The sequence below is a fragment of the Leifsonia aquatica H1aii genome, from assembly GCF_000633535.1.
Lineage (GTDB): Bacteria > Actinomycetota > Actinomycetes > Actinomycetales > Microbacteriaceae > Leifsonia > Leifsonia aquatica_A.
Genome location: NZ_AYMR01000013.1, coordinates 55,223 through 69,782 on the forward strand (window position 1 = coordinate 55,223; position 14,560 = coordinate 69,782).

A 14,560-nucleotide genomic window follows, 5' to 3' on the forward strand; every position below is an offset into this window, starting at 1 on the left:
CTCAGCGCCCGACGACGCGCGCCAGCGTTCCCGGGTCGAGGCCCAGCGTCCACTCGGCGACGTCGGCGACGAAGCGCGCCTGCGCCGGATGGCTCAGGTCGCCGGTGCTGTTGACGTAGGACCCGCTGCCGTCGACCGCGATCAGGAGGCGGATGCTCGCGGCCTCCGGGTCCACCTCGGCGAACTCGCCCGCGGCGACGCCGGCGGTGATGATCGCGGAGAGCCGGGAGCGGTCGAGCTCGTCCTGCTCGCGCAACGTCTCCTCGAGCGAGGGGGTGAAGCGGGAGAGGTGGCGGGCGTTCAGCCAGAGCCGGGCGAGCGGCAGCGAGGCGCCGCTGTCGATGTGGTCGACGAAGTGCGCGAGCCGTTCGACGGGCGCGCCGGCCTCCGGGAAGAAGTGCTCGCGCTCGATCGTCGCGGCGCGCACGAATGCCTCCTCCACCAGGTCTTCCGCTGCGGGGAAGTAGTGCGAGATCAGCCCGGGCCGCACGCCGAGGCGTGTCGCGACGGCGCGCAGCGTGATCCGTTCCAGGCCCTGTTCGAGGGCGATGGCGGCCGCCTCCGAGAGGATCTCCTCCCGTCGCTCCTCCGGCGCTTTCCGGGAACGGGGAGCTGGTCTGCTTGACTCCATGCCCTCCATGCTATTGAATGACTGACCAACAGACTATTGGGCAGGTGACCAACAGCGATGGAGCTGAGTCGGGAGAGAAACCAGATGTCCGCAGAACGCATCGGAACCGAGGAGTTCGTCGACGCCTCCACGGCGCCGGAGACACGGGGGATCGAGGTCATCGGCGACGCCGAGCGCCACGGCCGCGCCCGAGACCTCTTCTTCGTCTGGGCGGCGCCGGGGGTGAGCATCCTCAACTTCACCGTCGGCGCGACCCTCATCCTGCTCGGACTCGAGATCTGGCAGGCCATCGCGGTCATCCTCGCGTCGTCGCTGCTCTGGGTCTTCCCCGGGCTGATCGCCGCCAGCGGCCCGGCCGCCGGGACGTCGGGGTCGGTGGTCACCCGGGCGATGTACGGAGTGCTCGGCAACAAGCTCTTCGTCGCCTTCGTCGGCTGGTTCATCGGGGCGGTCTTCCTGTCGCTGACCTGGCTCGCGTCGTCCTTCATGGGCGCCGACCTGCTGCGGCGCATCGGTCTCGACGACCCGATCTGGGTTCCCATCGGGGTGACGCTCGTGGTGTCGGCGGTGACGATCCTGGTGGCGATCTTCGGGCACGGGCTGATCCTGCGCATCTACCCGATCATGGCCGTGGTGCTGTTCGCGATCTTCCTCCTGGTCACCGCGTTCATCCTGCCGACGGTGAACTGGGGCTACACCGCACCGCAGCAGCTCAGCGGCGGCCAGCTCTGGTCGGCGATCTCGATCGGCTTCACCATCCTCGCCTCCACCCCGCTGTCGTTCATCAACAGCCCTGATATCGCGCGCTACCTTCCGCGCTCGACCAAGCCGTCGCACATCGCCGCGGCCACCGCGTTCGGCGGCGCCCTGCCCTTCATCGTGTTCACCAGCGTCGGCGTGCTGCTGGCGACCGGGCTGAAGGCCGGGGCCTTCGACGCCGGGATCGACGTCGCGCTGTTCGACCTGCTGCCCGGCTGGGTCGGCCCGGTGCTCGTGATCGGGGTGATCGTGAACACGATCGCGCTGAACGCGATGACCACCTACACCTCGAGCATGGCGCTGCAGGCGATCGGCCTCCGGCTGCGCCGCATCCCCTCGGCCATCATCGTCGGCGCGGTCGGGACCGCCCTCACGATCTACCTCGCGCTGTCGTCCAGCCTGCTCGAGGCCGCCAACATCCTGCTGCAGCTGCTCGTGATCGTGTCGGGGCCGGCGATGGCGATCTTCGTGGTCGACGTGCTGCGCCGCCGCTACGTCTACGACGGCGCCGAGCTCTTCGACGACAGCCGGGGGAGCCGGTTCTGGTACACGGGCGGGTGGAGCATCCCGGGCATCGCGGCGCTGCTGCTCGGCGGCATCGTCACAGCCCTGTGCCTGTCGACCGGCGTCTGGACCGGGGCGATCGCCGCGGCGCTGGGGAACGTGGACCTCTCCGTGCCCACCGGGATGATCGTCGCCGCGCTCGTGTACCTTCTGCTCAGCCGCACTCGACTCGGAAAGGAGGGCCGGCCGTGACCGACCCCATCGAGACCACCGCAGCGGGCGCCGCTGCGTCCACCACCTTGTACCGCGACGGCCGCGTCTTCACGGCCGACGCCGATCCGGCCAGAGCCTGGGCCAACGCGTTCGCCGTCGTCGGCGACCGGATCTCGTGGGTCGGCGCCGAGGGCGACGAACCGCCGGCGGCCGACCGGGTGGTCGACCTCGGCGGACGCCTCGTGCTCCCCGGCTTCACCGACGCGCACACCCATCTGCTGATGATGGGCGCGGCGCTCGGCCAGGTGTACCTCACGGAGGCGCGCACCCTGGAGGACATCCTGCGCCTGCTGAAGGAGGCGCGGGCCGCCGACCCCGAGGCGACGGTGCTGCGCGGTCGCGGCTGGCTGTTCGACGCCGTGCCCGGAGGAGCGCCGACGGCCGCGATGATCGACGCCGCCGTCTCCGACATCCCCGTGTATCTGGACGCGAACGACTACCACTCCTGCTGGGTGAACGCGGCGGCGCTCGCCGAACTCGGCATCACCCGCGACACCCCCGACCCGATCGGCGGGGAGATCGTGCGCGACGCCGACGGGAACCCGACCGGGCTGCTGCTGGAGACGGCGGCGACCGAATACGCGTGGGGACAGCGCGACGCCGCCACCACCGACGCCGACCGCGACGCCCAGGTCGAGCGCGCGATCGACGCCTACCTGACGACCGGGGTCACCGGCGTCGTCGACATGGCGATGGACGAGTTCGCGCTCGCCGCACTGAAGCGGGCCCAGGAGCGGCGCGGGGGCGTGCTGCCCATCCGGGTCGCCGCGCACTGGCTCATCACCAACACCGGCGACGATGCGGCCAACCTCGCTCAGGTGGAGCGTGCCGCGCAGCTGGCCGAAGAACCCTCCACGGCCTGGCTGCGCGTGGTCGGGATCAAGCTCATCCTCGACGGCGTGATCGACGCCTGCACCGCGGCGATGCGCCAGCCCTACGCGGACGGGACGAACGCGGACCCGATCTGGCCGCTGGAGCGCCTGAAGCCGGTCGTCGCCGCAGCCGACGCGGCCGGCCTGCAGATCGCCCAGCACGCGATCGGCGACTACGCCAGCACGATCGCACTCGACGCGATCGAGCACGCCGTCGCCGAGAACGGCGACCGGCCGCGCCGCCACCGCATCGAGCACCTCGAGTACGCGGCGCCCGGCACGGCCGAGCGGATGGCGCGGCTCGGCGTCACGGCATCGATGCAGCCGGTGCACTCCGACCCGGCGATCTTCGACAACTGGGTCGAGATGCTCGGAGACGACCGGGTCGACCGGGCCTTCCCGTGGCCGGAGTACGAGGACGCGGGCACGCTGCTCGCCTTCTCGACGGACGCGCCCACCGCGCCGCACCAGGCGCTCGCCAACATGTACGTGGCCTCCACCCGCGCGTCCGCACTCGACCCGAGCGTGCCCGCGAAGCAGCCGCAGCACGCCGTGCCGCTGGACCGCGCCATCGGGCACGCCACGCGCGACGCCGCCGCCTCCGTGGGCGACGGCGCGTGGCGCGGACGGATCGCACCGGGCTTCGCCGCGGACGTCGCCGTGCTCGACGCGGACGTGTTCGCGGGAGGCGCGACCTCCCTGCTCCACGCCCAGGTCGTCGAGACGATCGTCGCCGGCCGGAGGGTGTACACGGCCTGACGCCGGGTGGTCGACGCCGGCGGCATCCGCTGTCGGGCGTCGACCACCGCGGGGGACGCGGGCGGACGCGTCCCTAGTGCGCCGTGTCGGCGGGGGCCTCCAGCAGCGGTGCCGGGTCGTCCTCGGAGAAGTCCATCACCGGGGGCTTGCGGCGGAAGCCCCCGGTGACGATCGCCAGGATGACGATTCCCACCGCCACCCAGATCGCGCCGGCGACGAAGGTCGTCCCGGACAGGCTCGTCCAGAGCCACACCGTCAGCGCGAACCCGATGAGCGGCGCGACCAGATGGGCGGTCATCGCCCGCGCTCCGCGCTCCTTGCCGTCGATGATGTAGTGCTTGATGACCGCCAGGTTCACGAAGCTGAACGCGACGAGGGCGCCGAACGAGATGACCGAGGCGGCGACGTCGAGCGGGAGCGCGAGCGCCCCGACCAGGCCGACGACGCCGACCACCAGCACGGCGAGCCACGGCGTCTTGAAGCGCGCGTGCACCGCTGCGAAGACCTGCCGCGGCAGCTGCCCGTCGCGTCCCATCGCGAAGAGGATGCGCGCGACGCTCGCCTGCGACGTCATCGCCGAGGCGAAGCTGCCGGCGATGTAGGCGGCGGTGAAGAAGGTGAACAGCGCCCCGCCGCCGATGCGGGTCATCACATCCAGCGGTGCCGAGTCGGTGTCGGTGAAGTACGCGTAGTCCGGGAAGACGAGCCCGGCGATGTAGGCCGTGACGATGAAGAGCAGGCCGCCCGCGAGGGTGCAGAGGATGATCGCGCGCGGGATGCTCTTGCGGGCGTCCTTGGCCTCCTCCGACAGCGTCGAGACCGCGTCGAAGCCGAGGAAGGCGAGGGCCAGGATCGCCGCGCCGGCCGCGATGCCGCTGAGCGGGGTGCCCGCCGAGAAGAACGGGTCGAGCAGGTTCGGCAGCGACGAGGTGCCCGAGAGGTACGACAGCCCGGTCACCACGAACACGACGATGAAGACGATCTGCACGCCGACCAGCGCCAGGTTCGCCGACGTGACGAGCGTGATGCCGATGACATTGAGCACGGTGACCAGCGCGACCGAGGCGACGACGAACACCCACGCCGGGACGGCGGGGAACGCCGCATTCAGGTAGATGCCGATGACGAGGTAGTTCAGCAGCGGGAGGGCGAGGTAGTCGAGCAGCAGCGTCCAGCCGGTGAGGAAGCCCAGGTGCCGGCCGAACGTGCGCTGGGTGTAGGTGTACGCGGAGCCCGCGACGGGATACGCGCGGACCATGCTCGCGTAGCTCCCCGCCGTGAAGAGCATGGCGATGGTGGTCACGAGGTAGGCGCCGGCCAGGTGGCCGCCGGTGGTCTCCGTCACCAGGCCGTAGGTGGTGAAGACGGCCAGCGGGAGCATGTACGCCAGGCCGAACAGCAGGAGGGAGGGGGTGCCGAGGCTGCGCTTGAGGCGCGGACCGGCCGGAGCGGCGGTGCTCGCGGTTCCAGGAGTGGTGGTCACGGGGTGCCTTTCGGATTGGAAAGCGTTTACCCGGGAATGTACAGCTTTGGTCCGCCATTGGTAAACAACTTTTTTCGCGCCCCTCCCGCGATTCGTGCCGAATGTCGCGAATGCCGCGCCCATTCCCTGCATTCGGCACGAATGTGCGGCGCGCCGCCTCCCGTCATCGCGGTGGTGCGGTTCTCGACATTCGTGCCGAATGCGGGGTTTGACGACGCTAAAAGCGACATTCGGCACGAATCCGTCAGGGCTCGATGACGGCCTTGACGAAGCCGGGGGCGCGGTCGGCCATGAGGGAGTAGGCGGTGTCCACGTCGTGGAGGCCGAAGCGGTGGGTGATCAGCGGGGCGGAGGTGAACCGGCGGCTGGCGACGTGGTCGAGGGCGGCGCTCATGGCGCGCATGACGCGCGGGTGGTCCGGGCAGAACCCGTTGACGACGGTGGCGCCCTTGTACCAGAGCTCCATGTCGAACGGTGCGGTGCCGGCGTGGTGGTAGCCCACGACGCAGAGCGTGCCGAAGGGGCGCACGAGCGGGGAGGCGGTGGCGAGGCCGGGTGTGACCCCGGTGGCCTCGAGGACGACGTCTGCGCGCGGGTCCGCGGCCCCCGCGTCACCGGAGGACCCGGAGTCGGAGGTCGGGCCGGCGATGAAGCCCTCGACCTCGTCGGGGTGCAGCGCGACGTGCGCCCCGAGCGCGAGCGCGCGCTCCCGGGCCTCGGCGTTGGGGTCGACGGCGATGATCATGCGCGGTGCCCGGGTGCGGGCGAGCTGGAGCAGCCCGAGCCCCATGAAGCCGAGCCCGACGACGGCGACGCGGGAGCCGGGGAGGATCGGGGTGCGCGAGATCGCCTCCTCCAGGGTGGCGATGGGCTCGCCGATCGCGTGCGCCGGCTCGACACCGGCGGGCACGGGGAGGAGCAGGTCGGCGTCGAGCACGGCGTGGGTGGCGAATCCCGGGCCGCCGAGCCCGGTGACGATCTCGCCCTCGCGCCAGCGGGAGGCGCCGGGTCCGGTGGCGACGACCCGGCCGGCGATCTCGTGGCCGAGCGCGATGGGATCCGCCCCGACGGCCGGCCCCTCCCGCCAGGGCGCGAGGTCGGACGTGCAGACGCCGCTGGCGAGGATCTCGACCAGCACCTGGCCGGCGCCGGGCGAGGGAGTGGGCACCTCTTCCACGCGGGAGGTGCGGGCGGAGACGACGCGACTGATCAGCATGCGGTCAGTGTAGCCCGCGTGGTCGTTCGTGGTTTTAAGTGGATTGCATGCGCACCCGCGCTGACGATCGGACTTCTGGCGGTGTTCGCTGTATTTGTGGGGATCCGGATGTTTCGATCGTGTGAATCCTGCGTTCAGCTCTTGTTACCGTTCACTTTTCGTCTTAGTCTGGCATCGGGTGGTATTGATCTGGGATACCGTTCGGTTCACCCGCCCGGGTGCTTCGAGGCTCCCGGACGGCGCATTTCAAAGGAGAGTGTGTGGTGCAGACGTATACCGCGGCCGTTGTCGCCGCCGGCGGGCAGGGCCGGGTCCACGCCGCCGCCTACCGCGCCGACGAGCGTGTGCGGCTGGCGGGCATCGCCGACCTCGACCGGGCCGCGGCCGACCGCCTCGCGGCCGACCTCGACATCCCCGCCGCGTTCTCCGACGCCGGGGCCATGCTCGCCGAGCTCCGCCCCGATCTGCTCAGCGTCTGCACCCCTCCGCAGCACCGTCGCGCCGTGGTCGAGGCCGCCATCGACGCGGGGGTGCGCGCCATCCACTGCGAGAAGCCGTTCGCGCTGAGCTACGGCGACGCCGTCGCGATGACGGAACGCGCCGCCGACGCGGGCGTGCAGCTCACGGTCAACCTGCAGCGCCGGTTCGAACCGGTGCACCGCTTCGCTCGCGGCCAGCTCGACGAGGGCCTCATCGGCGAGCTCGTCAGCATCGAGGGATACTGCCCCAACCTGTTCGACTGGGGCAGCCACATCGTCGACCTCGCGCTGTTCTACCGGCACGACGCCCCCGTGGAGTGGGTGCTCGGACAGGCGGACGTCAGCACCAACCGCTACGTCTACGGCGTCTTCGTCGAGACGTCGTCGATCACGCAGATCGCCTGGGCCGACGGCGTGCGCGCCACCATCGCCACCGGCCGGGAGCCGGCCACCCCGATCCTGAACCGCGAGAACAACCTGGGCCTCATCCTGCAGGGGACACGCGGGCGCATCATCGTCAACGGCCAGGAGGCCGTCGTGCAGCGCTTCGGGGCGGAAGGGATGCGCTTCCCGTCGCCCTACGCCGGCGATCCGTCGGGCTGGGACCACGGCATCGACCCCGCGATCTTCGCCTGCACCGAGCAGGCCGTCGCCGACCTCGTGGATGCGCTCGAGCACGGGACCGAACCGGTGCTCGCCGCCCGGCACGCGCTCGCCGGTGCGGAGATCGTGTTCGCGAGCTACGAGAGCGCGCGTTCCCGGCGCCGGGTCGTGCTCCCGCTCGACGTCTACGACAACGCCCTGATCTCCGGCGTCGCCGACGGGCTCTGGTCGCCCGTGGGTGAGCTGCGGTCGACCTGGTGAGCGGCGACGACACCGCGACCGCGACGGCGACCGCGACCGCGACGGCGACCGCGACGGCCACGGCGACCGCGACCGTCGTGCTCACCGGCGACGACGTCTACGAGGACCTCTTCGGCGCCGGCGTCGAGCTCCAAGGCCTGCTCGCAGCGGAGGGTCTCGCCACGCGCGTCCGCATCGGCTGCGGCGCCCTCGGCCTCGACGATCCGCGGGAGGACGCCGTCATCGCCCTCTACCGGGCCGCCGGCGACCTCGGGCCGCGGGAGCGCGCGGGACTGCAGGAGGCGGTCGCCGCCGGAGCGGGGCTCCTCGCCGTGCACTCCACCGCCTACTTCGACGACGGGCCCGCCGAGGACGCCGCGCTCGCCGAGCTGATCGGCGCGCACTACCTCGACCACGGTCCGCAGCCGCACGAGAGCCGGTACCGCGTCAACCTCGCCGCGCATCCCGTCACCGCCGGGATCGAGGCGTTCGAGCTCGAGCACGAGCACTACCGGCTCGACGTGCGCCCCGGCGCCGAGGTGCTCGCCTGGCGCGACGCACCCTATGGACGCGAGCCGCTCGTCACCGCGCACCGCTACGGGCGCGGCCGGGTCTGCTACCTGCAGTTCGGCCACGATCTGCGGGCGTGGGCCTCCACCGGCGTGCGCGCACTGGTCGCCGGCGCCGCCCGCTGGCTCGCCGAACCGGGGACGGCCGCCGCAACAGCGCCCGGGTCGGCCCCCGTGCCGGCCACCCGGGCCACCCCTTCCACCCGTCCGACCGAGACCGAGGACCGCATCCTGCCATGAGAGTGCTCCTGAGACGAGCCGTCTTCTATCTGATCACCGCCTGGGCGGCGATCAGCCTGAACTTCCTGCTTCCGCGCATCATGCCCGGCAGCCCCGCCGACGCCCTGATCGCCAAGTTCCACGGCAAGCTGTCGCCGCAGGCGATCGAAGCCCTGCGCGTGCTGTTCGGCCAGAGCGACGCCAGCCTCTGGCAGCAGTACCTCGACTACTGGAAGAACCTGTTCAGCGGCAACTTCGGCATCTCGTACGCCTATTACCCGACGCCGGTCTCCGAGGTGCTGGCCAGCAGCATCGGCTGGACGCTGGTGCTCATCACGGTCTGCACCGTGCTCGGGTTCGTGATCGGCACCGGGCTCGGGATGATCGTCGGCTGGAAGCGGGGGAGCTGGCTGGACGGCCTCATCCCCGTGACGACGCTGCTGTCGAGCATCCCCTACTTCTGGTTCGCCATCTGCGTCGTGCTGATCTTCTCGATCATCCTGCACTGGTTCCCGCTGTCGGGAGGCTATGCGGTCACCGAGACGATCGGCTGGAACCTCGGCTTCATCGGCAGCGCCACCTACTACGCGATCCTTCCCGCCCTCACGATCGTCGTCGCATCCATCGGCGGCTGGCTGATCGGGATGCGCAACATGATGGTCACCACGCTCAGTGAGGACTACGTGCGCCTGGCCGAGGCGAAGGGCCTCTCCAAGCGGAGGGTGATGGTCACCTATGCGGCGCGCAACGCCATCCTGCCGTCGTTCTCGAGCTTCGCGATGTCGCTCGGCTTCGTGGTCGGCGGCTCGATCGTGACCGAGGTGGTCTTCAACTACCCCGGCATCGGGACGGTGCTCTTCAAAGCGGCGCAGGCGCAGGACTACCCGCTGATGCAGGGCATCTTCCTGGTCATCACCATCACCGTGCTGATCGCGAACATGCTCGCCGACCTCATGTACGTCTTCCTCGACCCCCGCACCCGAGAGAGCTGAGAGCGCATCCCATGGCCATCACCACCGCCACCGTCGCCGAGGCCGAGTCCGGCGAGACCGACACCCCCACCTCGCGCTTCGCCTGGATGCTCGCCTTCCGCCGCCCGTGGACGCTCACCGGCGTCATCATCGTCGCCGTGTTCTGCGTGCTCGCGATCATCGGCCCCTGGATCGCCCCGTTCGACCCGTCCGCGGTCAGCAAGCAGACGCTCGCGCCGCCGAGCCCGGAGCACTGGCTGGGCACGACCCAGACCGGCCAGGACGTGTTCTCGCAGATGCTGTACGGCACGCAGATCTCCCTCCTCGTCGGAGTGGGCGCCGCCGTCGTCGCCACCGTGCTGTCGGTCATCGTCGGACTCGCGGCCGGCTACCTCGGCGGCCTCTCGGACGAGCTGCTCTCCCTGCTGGCCAACGTGTTCCTGGTGATCCCGGCCCTGCCGTTGACCGTGATCCTCGCGTCGTACCTGCCGAAGTCCGGCTCGCTCGGCATCATCCTGGTGATCTCGATCACGGGATGGGCGTGGGGCGCCCGCGTGCTGCGGGCCCAGACGCTCTCGCTCCGCAAACGCGACTTCGTGGAGGCGGCGCGGGCGACCGGCGAGCGCACCTCGAGCATCATCTTCCGCGACATCTTCCCGAACCAGATCGCGGTGATTGCGGCCAGCTTCCTCGGCACCGTGACCGGAGCCATCCTGACCCAGGCGAGCCTGGCATTCCTCGGGCTCACGAACGTCACCGAGTGGTCGTGGGGCACCATCCTCTACTGGGCGCAGGTGTCGAGCGCGATGCTGACCGGCGCCTGGTGGTGGTTCGTGCCGGCCGGCCTGGCGATCGCCCTGCTGGGCACTGGGCTCTCGCTGGTGAACTTCGGCATCGACGAGTTCATCAACCCGCGGCTGCGGCAGGCGGGGATCGGGACGAAGAAAGCGCAGAAGGCCCAGGCCCGGGCGCAGCGGGCCAAGGTGGTCCGGCGCCCCGGGGCGCGTGCCCGTGGCGAGCGCCCGCCGCACCGCCCGTTCGACCCGGCCACCAGCGACGTCATCCTGCGGGTCGAGAACCTCCACGTCGACTACATCGGGGAGTCGTCGGTCACCCCGGCCGTCAACGACGTGTCGCTCGCCCTGCGCCGCGGCGAGGTGCTCGGCATCGCGGGAGAGTCCGGCTCCGGCAAATCGACCCTCGCCTACGCGATCACCCGGCTGCACAAGCCGCCGGCGCAGATCACCAGCGGCCGGATGCTCTACACGAACCCCGACGGCTCCGTGATCGACATCCTCGACATGAGCGACGCCGACCTGCGCGACTTCCGCTGGGAGGAGCTGTCGATCGTCTTCCAGTCCGCGATGCACGCGCTGAACCCCGTGCTCACCGTCGGCGCGCAGATCGACGACGTGCTGCGGGCGCACCGGCCCGGGATGTCGCCGGCCGAGCGTGCGGCGCGGGTGGTCGAGCTGCTCGGGCTCGTCGGCATCCAGACCGACCGGGTGAACGCCTACCCGCACGAGCTCTCCGGCGGCATGCGCCAGCGCGCGATGATCGCCGTCGGGCTCGCCCTCGACCCCGAGATCATCGTGATGGACGAGCCGACCACCGCCCTCGACGTGGTGATCCAGCGGCAGATCATCGAGAAGATCATCGAGCTGAAGGACCGCCTCGGCTTCGCGGTCGTCTTCATCACCCACGACCTCTCGCTGCTGATCGAGCTGTCGGACACCATCGCCGTGATGTACGCCGGCCGGGTGGTCGAGCTGGCCGACGCCGACGAGTTCTACCGCAACCCCCGGCACCCCTACAGCCAGGGCCTGCTCGGCTCCTTCCCGACGCTCTCCGGCCCCAAGCGCGAGCTCGCGGGCATCCCGGGCTCCCCGCCCGACCTGCGCCGGCTGCCGTCCGGATGCGCCTTCGCGGACCGCTGCCCGCTCGCGTTCGACCGCTGCCACGAGGTCGTCCCCGAGCTGCTGAAGCTGTCGGGACCCGCCGAGTGGCGGCAGGCCGAGGCCGCCTGCCTGCTTTACGAGGGCGACGGCACCGCGCCGGACCGCCCCGCCGCCGACCGCCCGGATGAGGACGGCGCCGACGCCGTCGAGATGGAGGACGCCCGATGACTACGATCGAGACCGCGCCCGCCGCCGCACCCGGACGCTCCGACGTCCCCGTGCTGGAGGCGCTGCACGTCACCAAGCACTTCCCGGCCCGGGGCCGATTGTTCGCCCGCGGCCCCAAGCGCGTCGTGCACGCCGCCGACGACGTCTCGCTCGCGCTGCACGCCGGACGCATCATGGCGCTGGTGGGGGAGTCCGGCTCGGGAAAGTCCACCTTCGCCCGGCTGCTCGCCCAGCTGCACCCGGTCACCAGCGGCGAGATCCGCTACCGCGGGCAGACGGTGCGTGTGAAGGGCGGCCGGTCGCTGCGCGAGCATGTCAGCCGGGTGCAGCTGATCCTGCAGGACCCGTTCGGCTCCTTCAACCCGGTGGCGACGATCGCGCGCACGCTGACCCGCGCGGTGCGCATCCACCACCCGAAGGCGTCCGTGAAGGAGCAGACAGCCATCATCGACGACCTGCTCGGGCAGGTGAGCCTCCGCCCCGCTCGGCAGTTCACCGAGAAGTTCCCGCACGAGCTCTCCGGCGGCCAGCTGCAGCGCATCTCCATCGCCCGGGCCCTCGCGGCGAACCCCGACGTGTTCCTCGCAGACGAGCCGGTGTCGAGCCTCGACGTGTCCATCCGGCTCGGCGTGCTGAACCTGCTGCGCCGGCTCGTGGAGGAGCGCGGAGTCGCCCTGCTGTACGTGACGCACGACATCGCCTCCGCCCGCTACTTCGCCGAGGACACCAGCGTGATGTACGCCGGGCAGCTGGTGGAGGCCGGGCCCAGCGAGACCGTGACGCAGAAGGCCGCCCACCCGTACACGCAGTTGCTCATCGCCTCCGCCCCCGACCCCTCGCGGCCGGACGACGAACGCCCGCGCGACATCGGGCAGCCGCCGAGCCTCATCGACCCGCCGAGCGGCTGCCGGTTCCACCCGCGCTGCCCGTTCGCCATGGACCGCTGCCGCACCGATGCGCCCGCCGCCTTCGCCCTCGACGACGGCCAGTGGGCGAAGTGCTGGCTCTACGCGGACGACGCGGAGGCCGCAGGCAAGCGCGCCGAGAACGCCGCCGCGTACGGGCTCGGCCCCGTGCGCCCCGCCGGGCGCCGCCTCACCACCGGGCCGCACGCGGCCCCCACAGACGCTCCAGCACCAACCGAAACCAAGGGAGACCAGCAATGAATCGCAGAAGGTCCGTGCGCCGCGCCCTCATCGGCGCGACGCTCGCCGCCTCACTCGTCGTACCGCTCGCCGCCTGCTCGTCGAACGGTTCGAATTCGAGCGACGGACTGATCCTCAACGTGGCGAGTCAGTCCGACAGCCTCACCCAGTCCTTCAACCCGTACCTGCCGAACACCGCGCAGGGCGCGACCTACACGAACCAGGGCGCCGGCGGCTTCATCTACGAGCCGCTCGTGCAGATCAACAACGTCGACATCGGCAAGGACATCCCCTGGCTCGCCAAGTCGTGGGAGTGGTCGAACGAGAACAAGACGCTCACCCTGCACCTGCAGACCGGCGTCAAGTGGACCGACGGCCAGAAGTTCTCGGCCGACGACGTCGTCTTCACCTACGACATGCTGAAGAAGTACCCCGCGCTGAACGTCGGCGGGGTCGACTTCGACACCATCACCGCCCCCGACGCCGACACCGTGGTCATGACCTTCACCTCGCCGTCCGAGACGAAGTTCACCTCGCTCGTCGGTGCCGCGATCGTGTCGAAGCACATCTGGTCGAAAGTTGGCGACCCCACCACATACGTCGACAAGAACCCGGTCGGCACCGGCCCGTTCACCCTCGACACCTTCTCGCCGCAGAGCTTCGTGCTCAAGACGAACAAGGACTACTGGCAGGACCCGGCGAAGATCGGCGGCATCCGGTTCATCCCCTACAAGGACAACCAGGGGCAGACCAACGCGCTGGTGCAGGGGCAGGCCGACTGGTCGGGCACCTACATCGCCGACGCCGAGAAGACCTATCTCTCCAAGAGCAAGGACAACCACTACTGGGCGCCCGTCGTGGGCTCGGACGGTCTGATCCCGAACCTGGAGAAGTGGCCGCTCAGCGACATCGCGGTGCGCCGCGCGATCAGCCTCGGGGTGGACCGCGCCCAGGTCGGCGCCGCGACCGACTCCCCGCCGGCCACCAGCCAGACCGGCCTGCCGATGCCGGCCTTCGAGAGCGAGGTCGCCGCGAAGTACAAGGGCCTCGACTTCAAGCAGGACAAGCCGGCCGCCGAGAAGCAGCTGACCGACGCCGGCTACACCAAGGGCTCGGACGGCTACTACGAGAAGGACGGCAAGAAGGTCGAGTTCTCGGTCAGCTTCCCCGCGTCGTACACGGACATCGCGGCCCGCGCCCAGGTGCTCGTCTCGCAGCTGAAGGACATCGGGATCAAGCTCGACATCGACACCACGTCGGTGAACGACATCAACAAGATCACCGCCGACGGCACCTTCCAGTCCACGATCGGCTACCCGGTCGGCCCGGCGCCGCGCGCGTTCAACATCTACGACTCGATGATGAACCCGAACAAGTACTACCCCCTGGGGCAGGCGACGCCGACGTTCGAGAACATCGAGCGCTTCAACGACCCGGTCGCGAAGGAGCTGTTCGCGCAGTACCCGCTCGCGACCACCGACGAGGAGCGCGCGAGCATCCTCGAGAAGCTGCAGGGCATCTGGATCGACCAGCTGCCGATGATCGTGATGTTCTACTGGGGCAACTACGGCGACTGGAGCAGCGCGAAGGTCACCGGCTGGCCCAGTGAGAAGGACCCCTACTTCGCTCCCTACCCCAACCCGGTGGTGGCGCTGAAGCTGAAGCCGGTCTCCTGACCGTCGGGAGCACCAGCTGAGACCGCTCGCGGGCG

11 protein-coding genes are annotated in these 14,560 nt (G+C 70.4%); 8 read left to right on the forward strand and 3 right to left on the reverse strand.

Annotated elements, in window-relative coordinates:
- Position 1: 1 nt before the first annotated feature.
- Positions 2-631 (reverse strand): TetR/AcrR family transcriptional regulator, encoded by a 630-nt coding sequence (locus tag U870_RS0114510; protein ID WP_025158104.1) that lies wholly within the window; start codon positions 629-631, stop codon positions 2-4.
- Positions 632-715: 84 nt separating this feature from the next.
- On the opposite strand from U870_RS0114510, the gene U870_RS0114515 reads away from it, so the two are divergent.
- Together U870_RS0114515 and U870_RS0114520 are read left to right on the forward strand one after the other, a co-directional pair.
- Positions 716-2,146, forward strand: a complete 1,431-nt coding sequence (locus tag U870_RS0114515; protein ID WP_025158105.1) for a purine-cytosine permease family protein — start codon at positions 716-718, stop codon at positions 2,144-2,146.
- Entirely contained in the window at positions 2,143-3,798 is a 1,656-nt protein-coding gene (locus tag U870_RS0114520) for an amidohydrolase (protein WP_025158106.1), read from the forward strand. Before U870_RS0114515 ends, U870_RS0114520 begins: the two co-directional genes overlap by 4 nt.
- Before the next feature lie 73 nt (positions 3,799-3,871).
- Here the strand turns inward: U870_RS0114520 and U870_RS0114525 are convergent, their stop codons facing one another.
- Positions 3,872-5,281, reverse strand: coding sequence for an APC family permease (locus U870_RS0114525; RefSeq protein ID WP_025158107.1), 1,410 nt, complete (start codon positions 5,279-5,281; stop codon positions 3,872-3,874).
- A 244-nt stretch (positions 5,282-5,525) separates the two neighbouring features.
- A complete protein-coding gene (locus tag U870_RS0114530; protein ID WP_025158108.1) occupies positions 5,526-6,497 on the reverse strand; it encodes a zinc-dependent alcohol dehydrogenase in 972 nt (323 codons plus the stop codon).
- Between the two features lie 260 nt (positions 6,498-6,757).
- On the opposite strand from U870_RS0114530, the gene U870_RS0114535 reads away from it, so the two are divergent.
- The 6 genes from U870_RS0114535 to U870_RS0114560 are packed head-to-tail and all read left to right on the forward strand — an operon-like array spanning position 6,758 to position 14,525.
- Complete coding sequence (locus tag U870_RS0114535; protein WP_025158109.1) at positions 6,758-7,840, forward strand: Gfo/Idh/MocA family protein; 1,083 nt, start codon at positions 6,758-6,760, stop codon at positions 7,838-7,840.
- A complete protein-coding gene (locus U870_RS0114540) occupies positions 7,837-8,628 on the forward strand; it encodes a ThuA domain-containing protein (RefSeq protein WP_025158110.1) in 792 nt (263 codons plus the stop codon). Before U870_RS0114535 ends, U870_RS0114540 begins: the two co-directional genes overlap by 4 nt.
- The gene (locus U870_RS0114545) at positions 8,625-9,599 is read left to right on the forward strand and encodes an ABC transporter permease (RefSeq protein ID WP_025158111.1); all 975 of its coding nucleotides are present in this window, start codon (positions 8,625-8,627) and stop codon (positions 9,597-9,599) included. The genes U870_RS0114540 and U870_RS0114545 overlap by 4 nt, the downstream gene beginning before the upstream one ends.
- A gap of 11 nt (positions 9,600-9,610) precedes the next feature.
- Positions 9,611-11,704 carry a dipeptide/oligopeptide/nickel ABC transporter permease/ATP-binding protein gene (locus tag U870_RS0114550; RefSeq protein ID WP_025158112.1) on the forward strand — a complete coding sequence of 698 codons (2,094 nt, stop codon included), beginning with the start codon at positions 9,611-9,613 and terminating at the stop codon, positions 11,702-11,704.
- Positions 11,701-12,870 carry an ABC transporter ATP-binding protein gene (locus tag U870_RS0114555; protein ID WP_025158113.1) on the forward strand — a complete coding sequence of 390 codons (1,170 nt, stop codon included), beginning with the start codon at positions 11,701-11,703 and terminating at the stop codon, positions 12,868-12,870. Before U870_RS0114550 ends, U870_RS0114555 begins: the two co-directional genes overlap by 4 nt.
- On the forward strand, positions 12,867-14,525 hold the full coding sequence (locus U870_RS0114560) for an ABC transporter substrate-binding protein (RefSeq protein WP_052357750.1): 1,659 nt from the start codon (positions 12,867-12,869) through the stop codon (positions 14,523-14,525). Before U870_RS0114555 ends, U870_RS0114560 begins: the two co-directional genes overlap by 4 nt.
- The last annotated feature ends 35 nt before the right edge of the window (positions 14,526-14,560 follow it).

Coding starts and splice junctions, on each gene's coding strand:
- U870_RS0114510 (WP_025158104.1), bottom strand. CDS start 631: ATGGAGTCAAGCAGACCAGCTCCCCGTTCCCGGAAAGCGCCGGAGGAG.
- U870_RS0114515 (WP_025158105.1), top strand. CDS start 716: ATGTCCGCAGAACGCATCGGAACCGAGGAGTTCGTCGACGCCTCCACG.
- U870_RS0114530 (WP_025158108.1), bottom strand. CDS start 6,497: ATGCTGATCAGTCGCGTCGTCTCCGCCCGCACCTCCCGCGTGGAAGAG.
- U870_RS0114545 (WP_025158111.1), top strand. CDS start 8,625: ATGAGAGTGCTCCTGAGACGAGCCGTCTTCTATCTGATCACCGCCTGG.
- U870_RS0114550 (WP_025158112.1), top strand. CDS start 9,611: ATGGCCATCACCACCGCCACCGTCGCCGAGGCCGAGTCCGGCGAGACC.
- U870_RS0114555 (WP_025158113.1), top strand. CDS start 11,701: ATGACTACGATCGAGACCGCGCCCGCCGCCGCACCCGGACGCTCCGAC.
- U870_RS0114560 (WP_052357750.1), top strand. CDS start 12,867: ATGAATCGCAGAAGGTCCGTGCGCCGCGCCCTCATCGGCGCGACGCTC.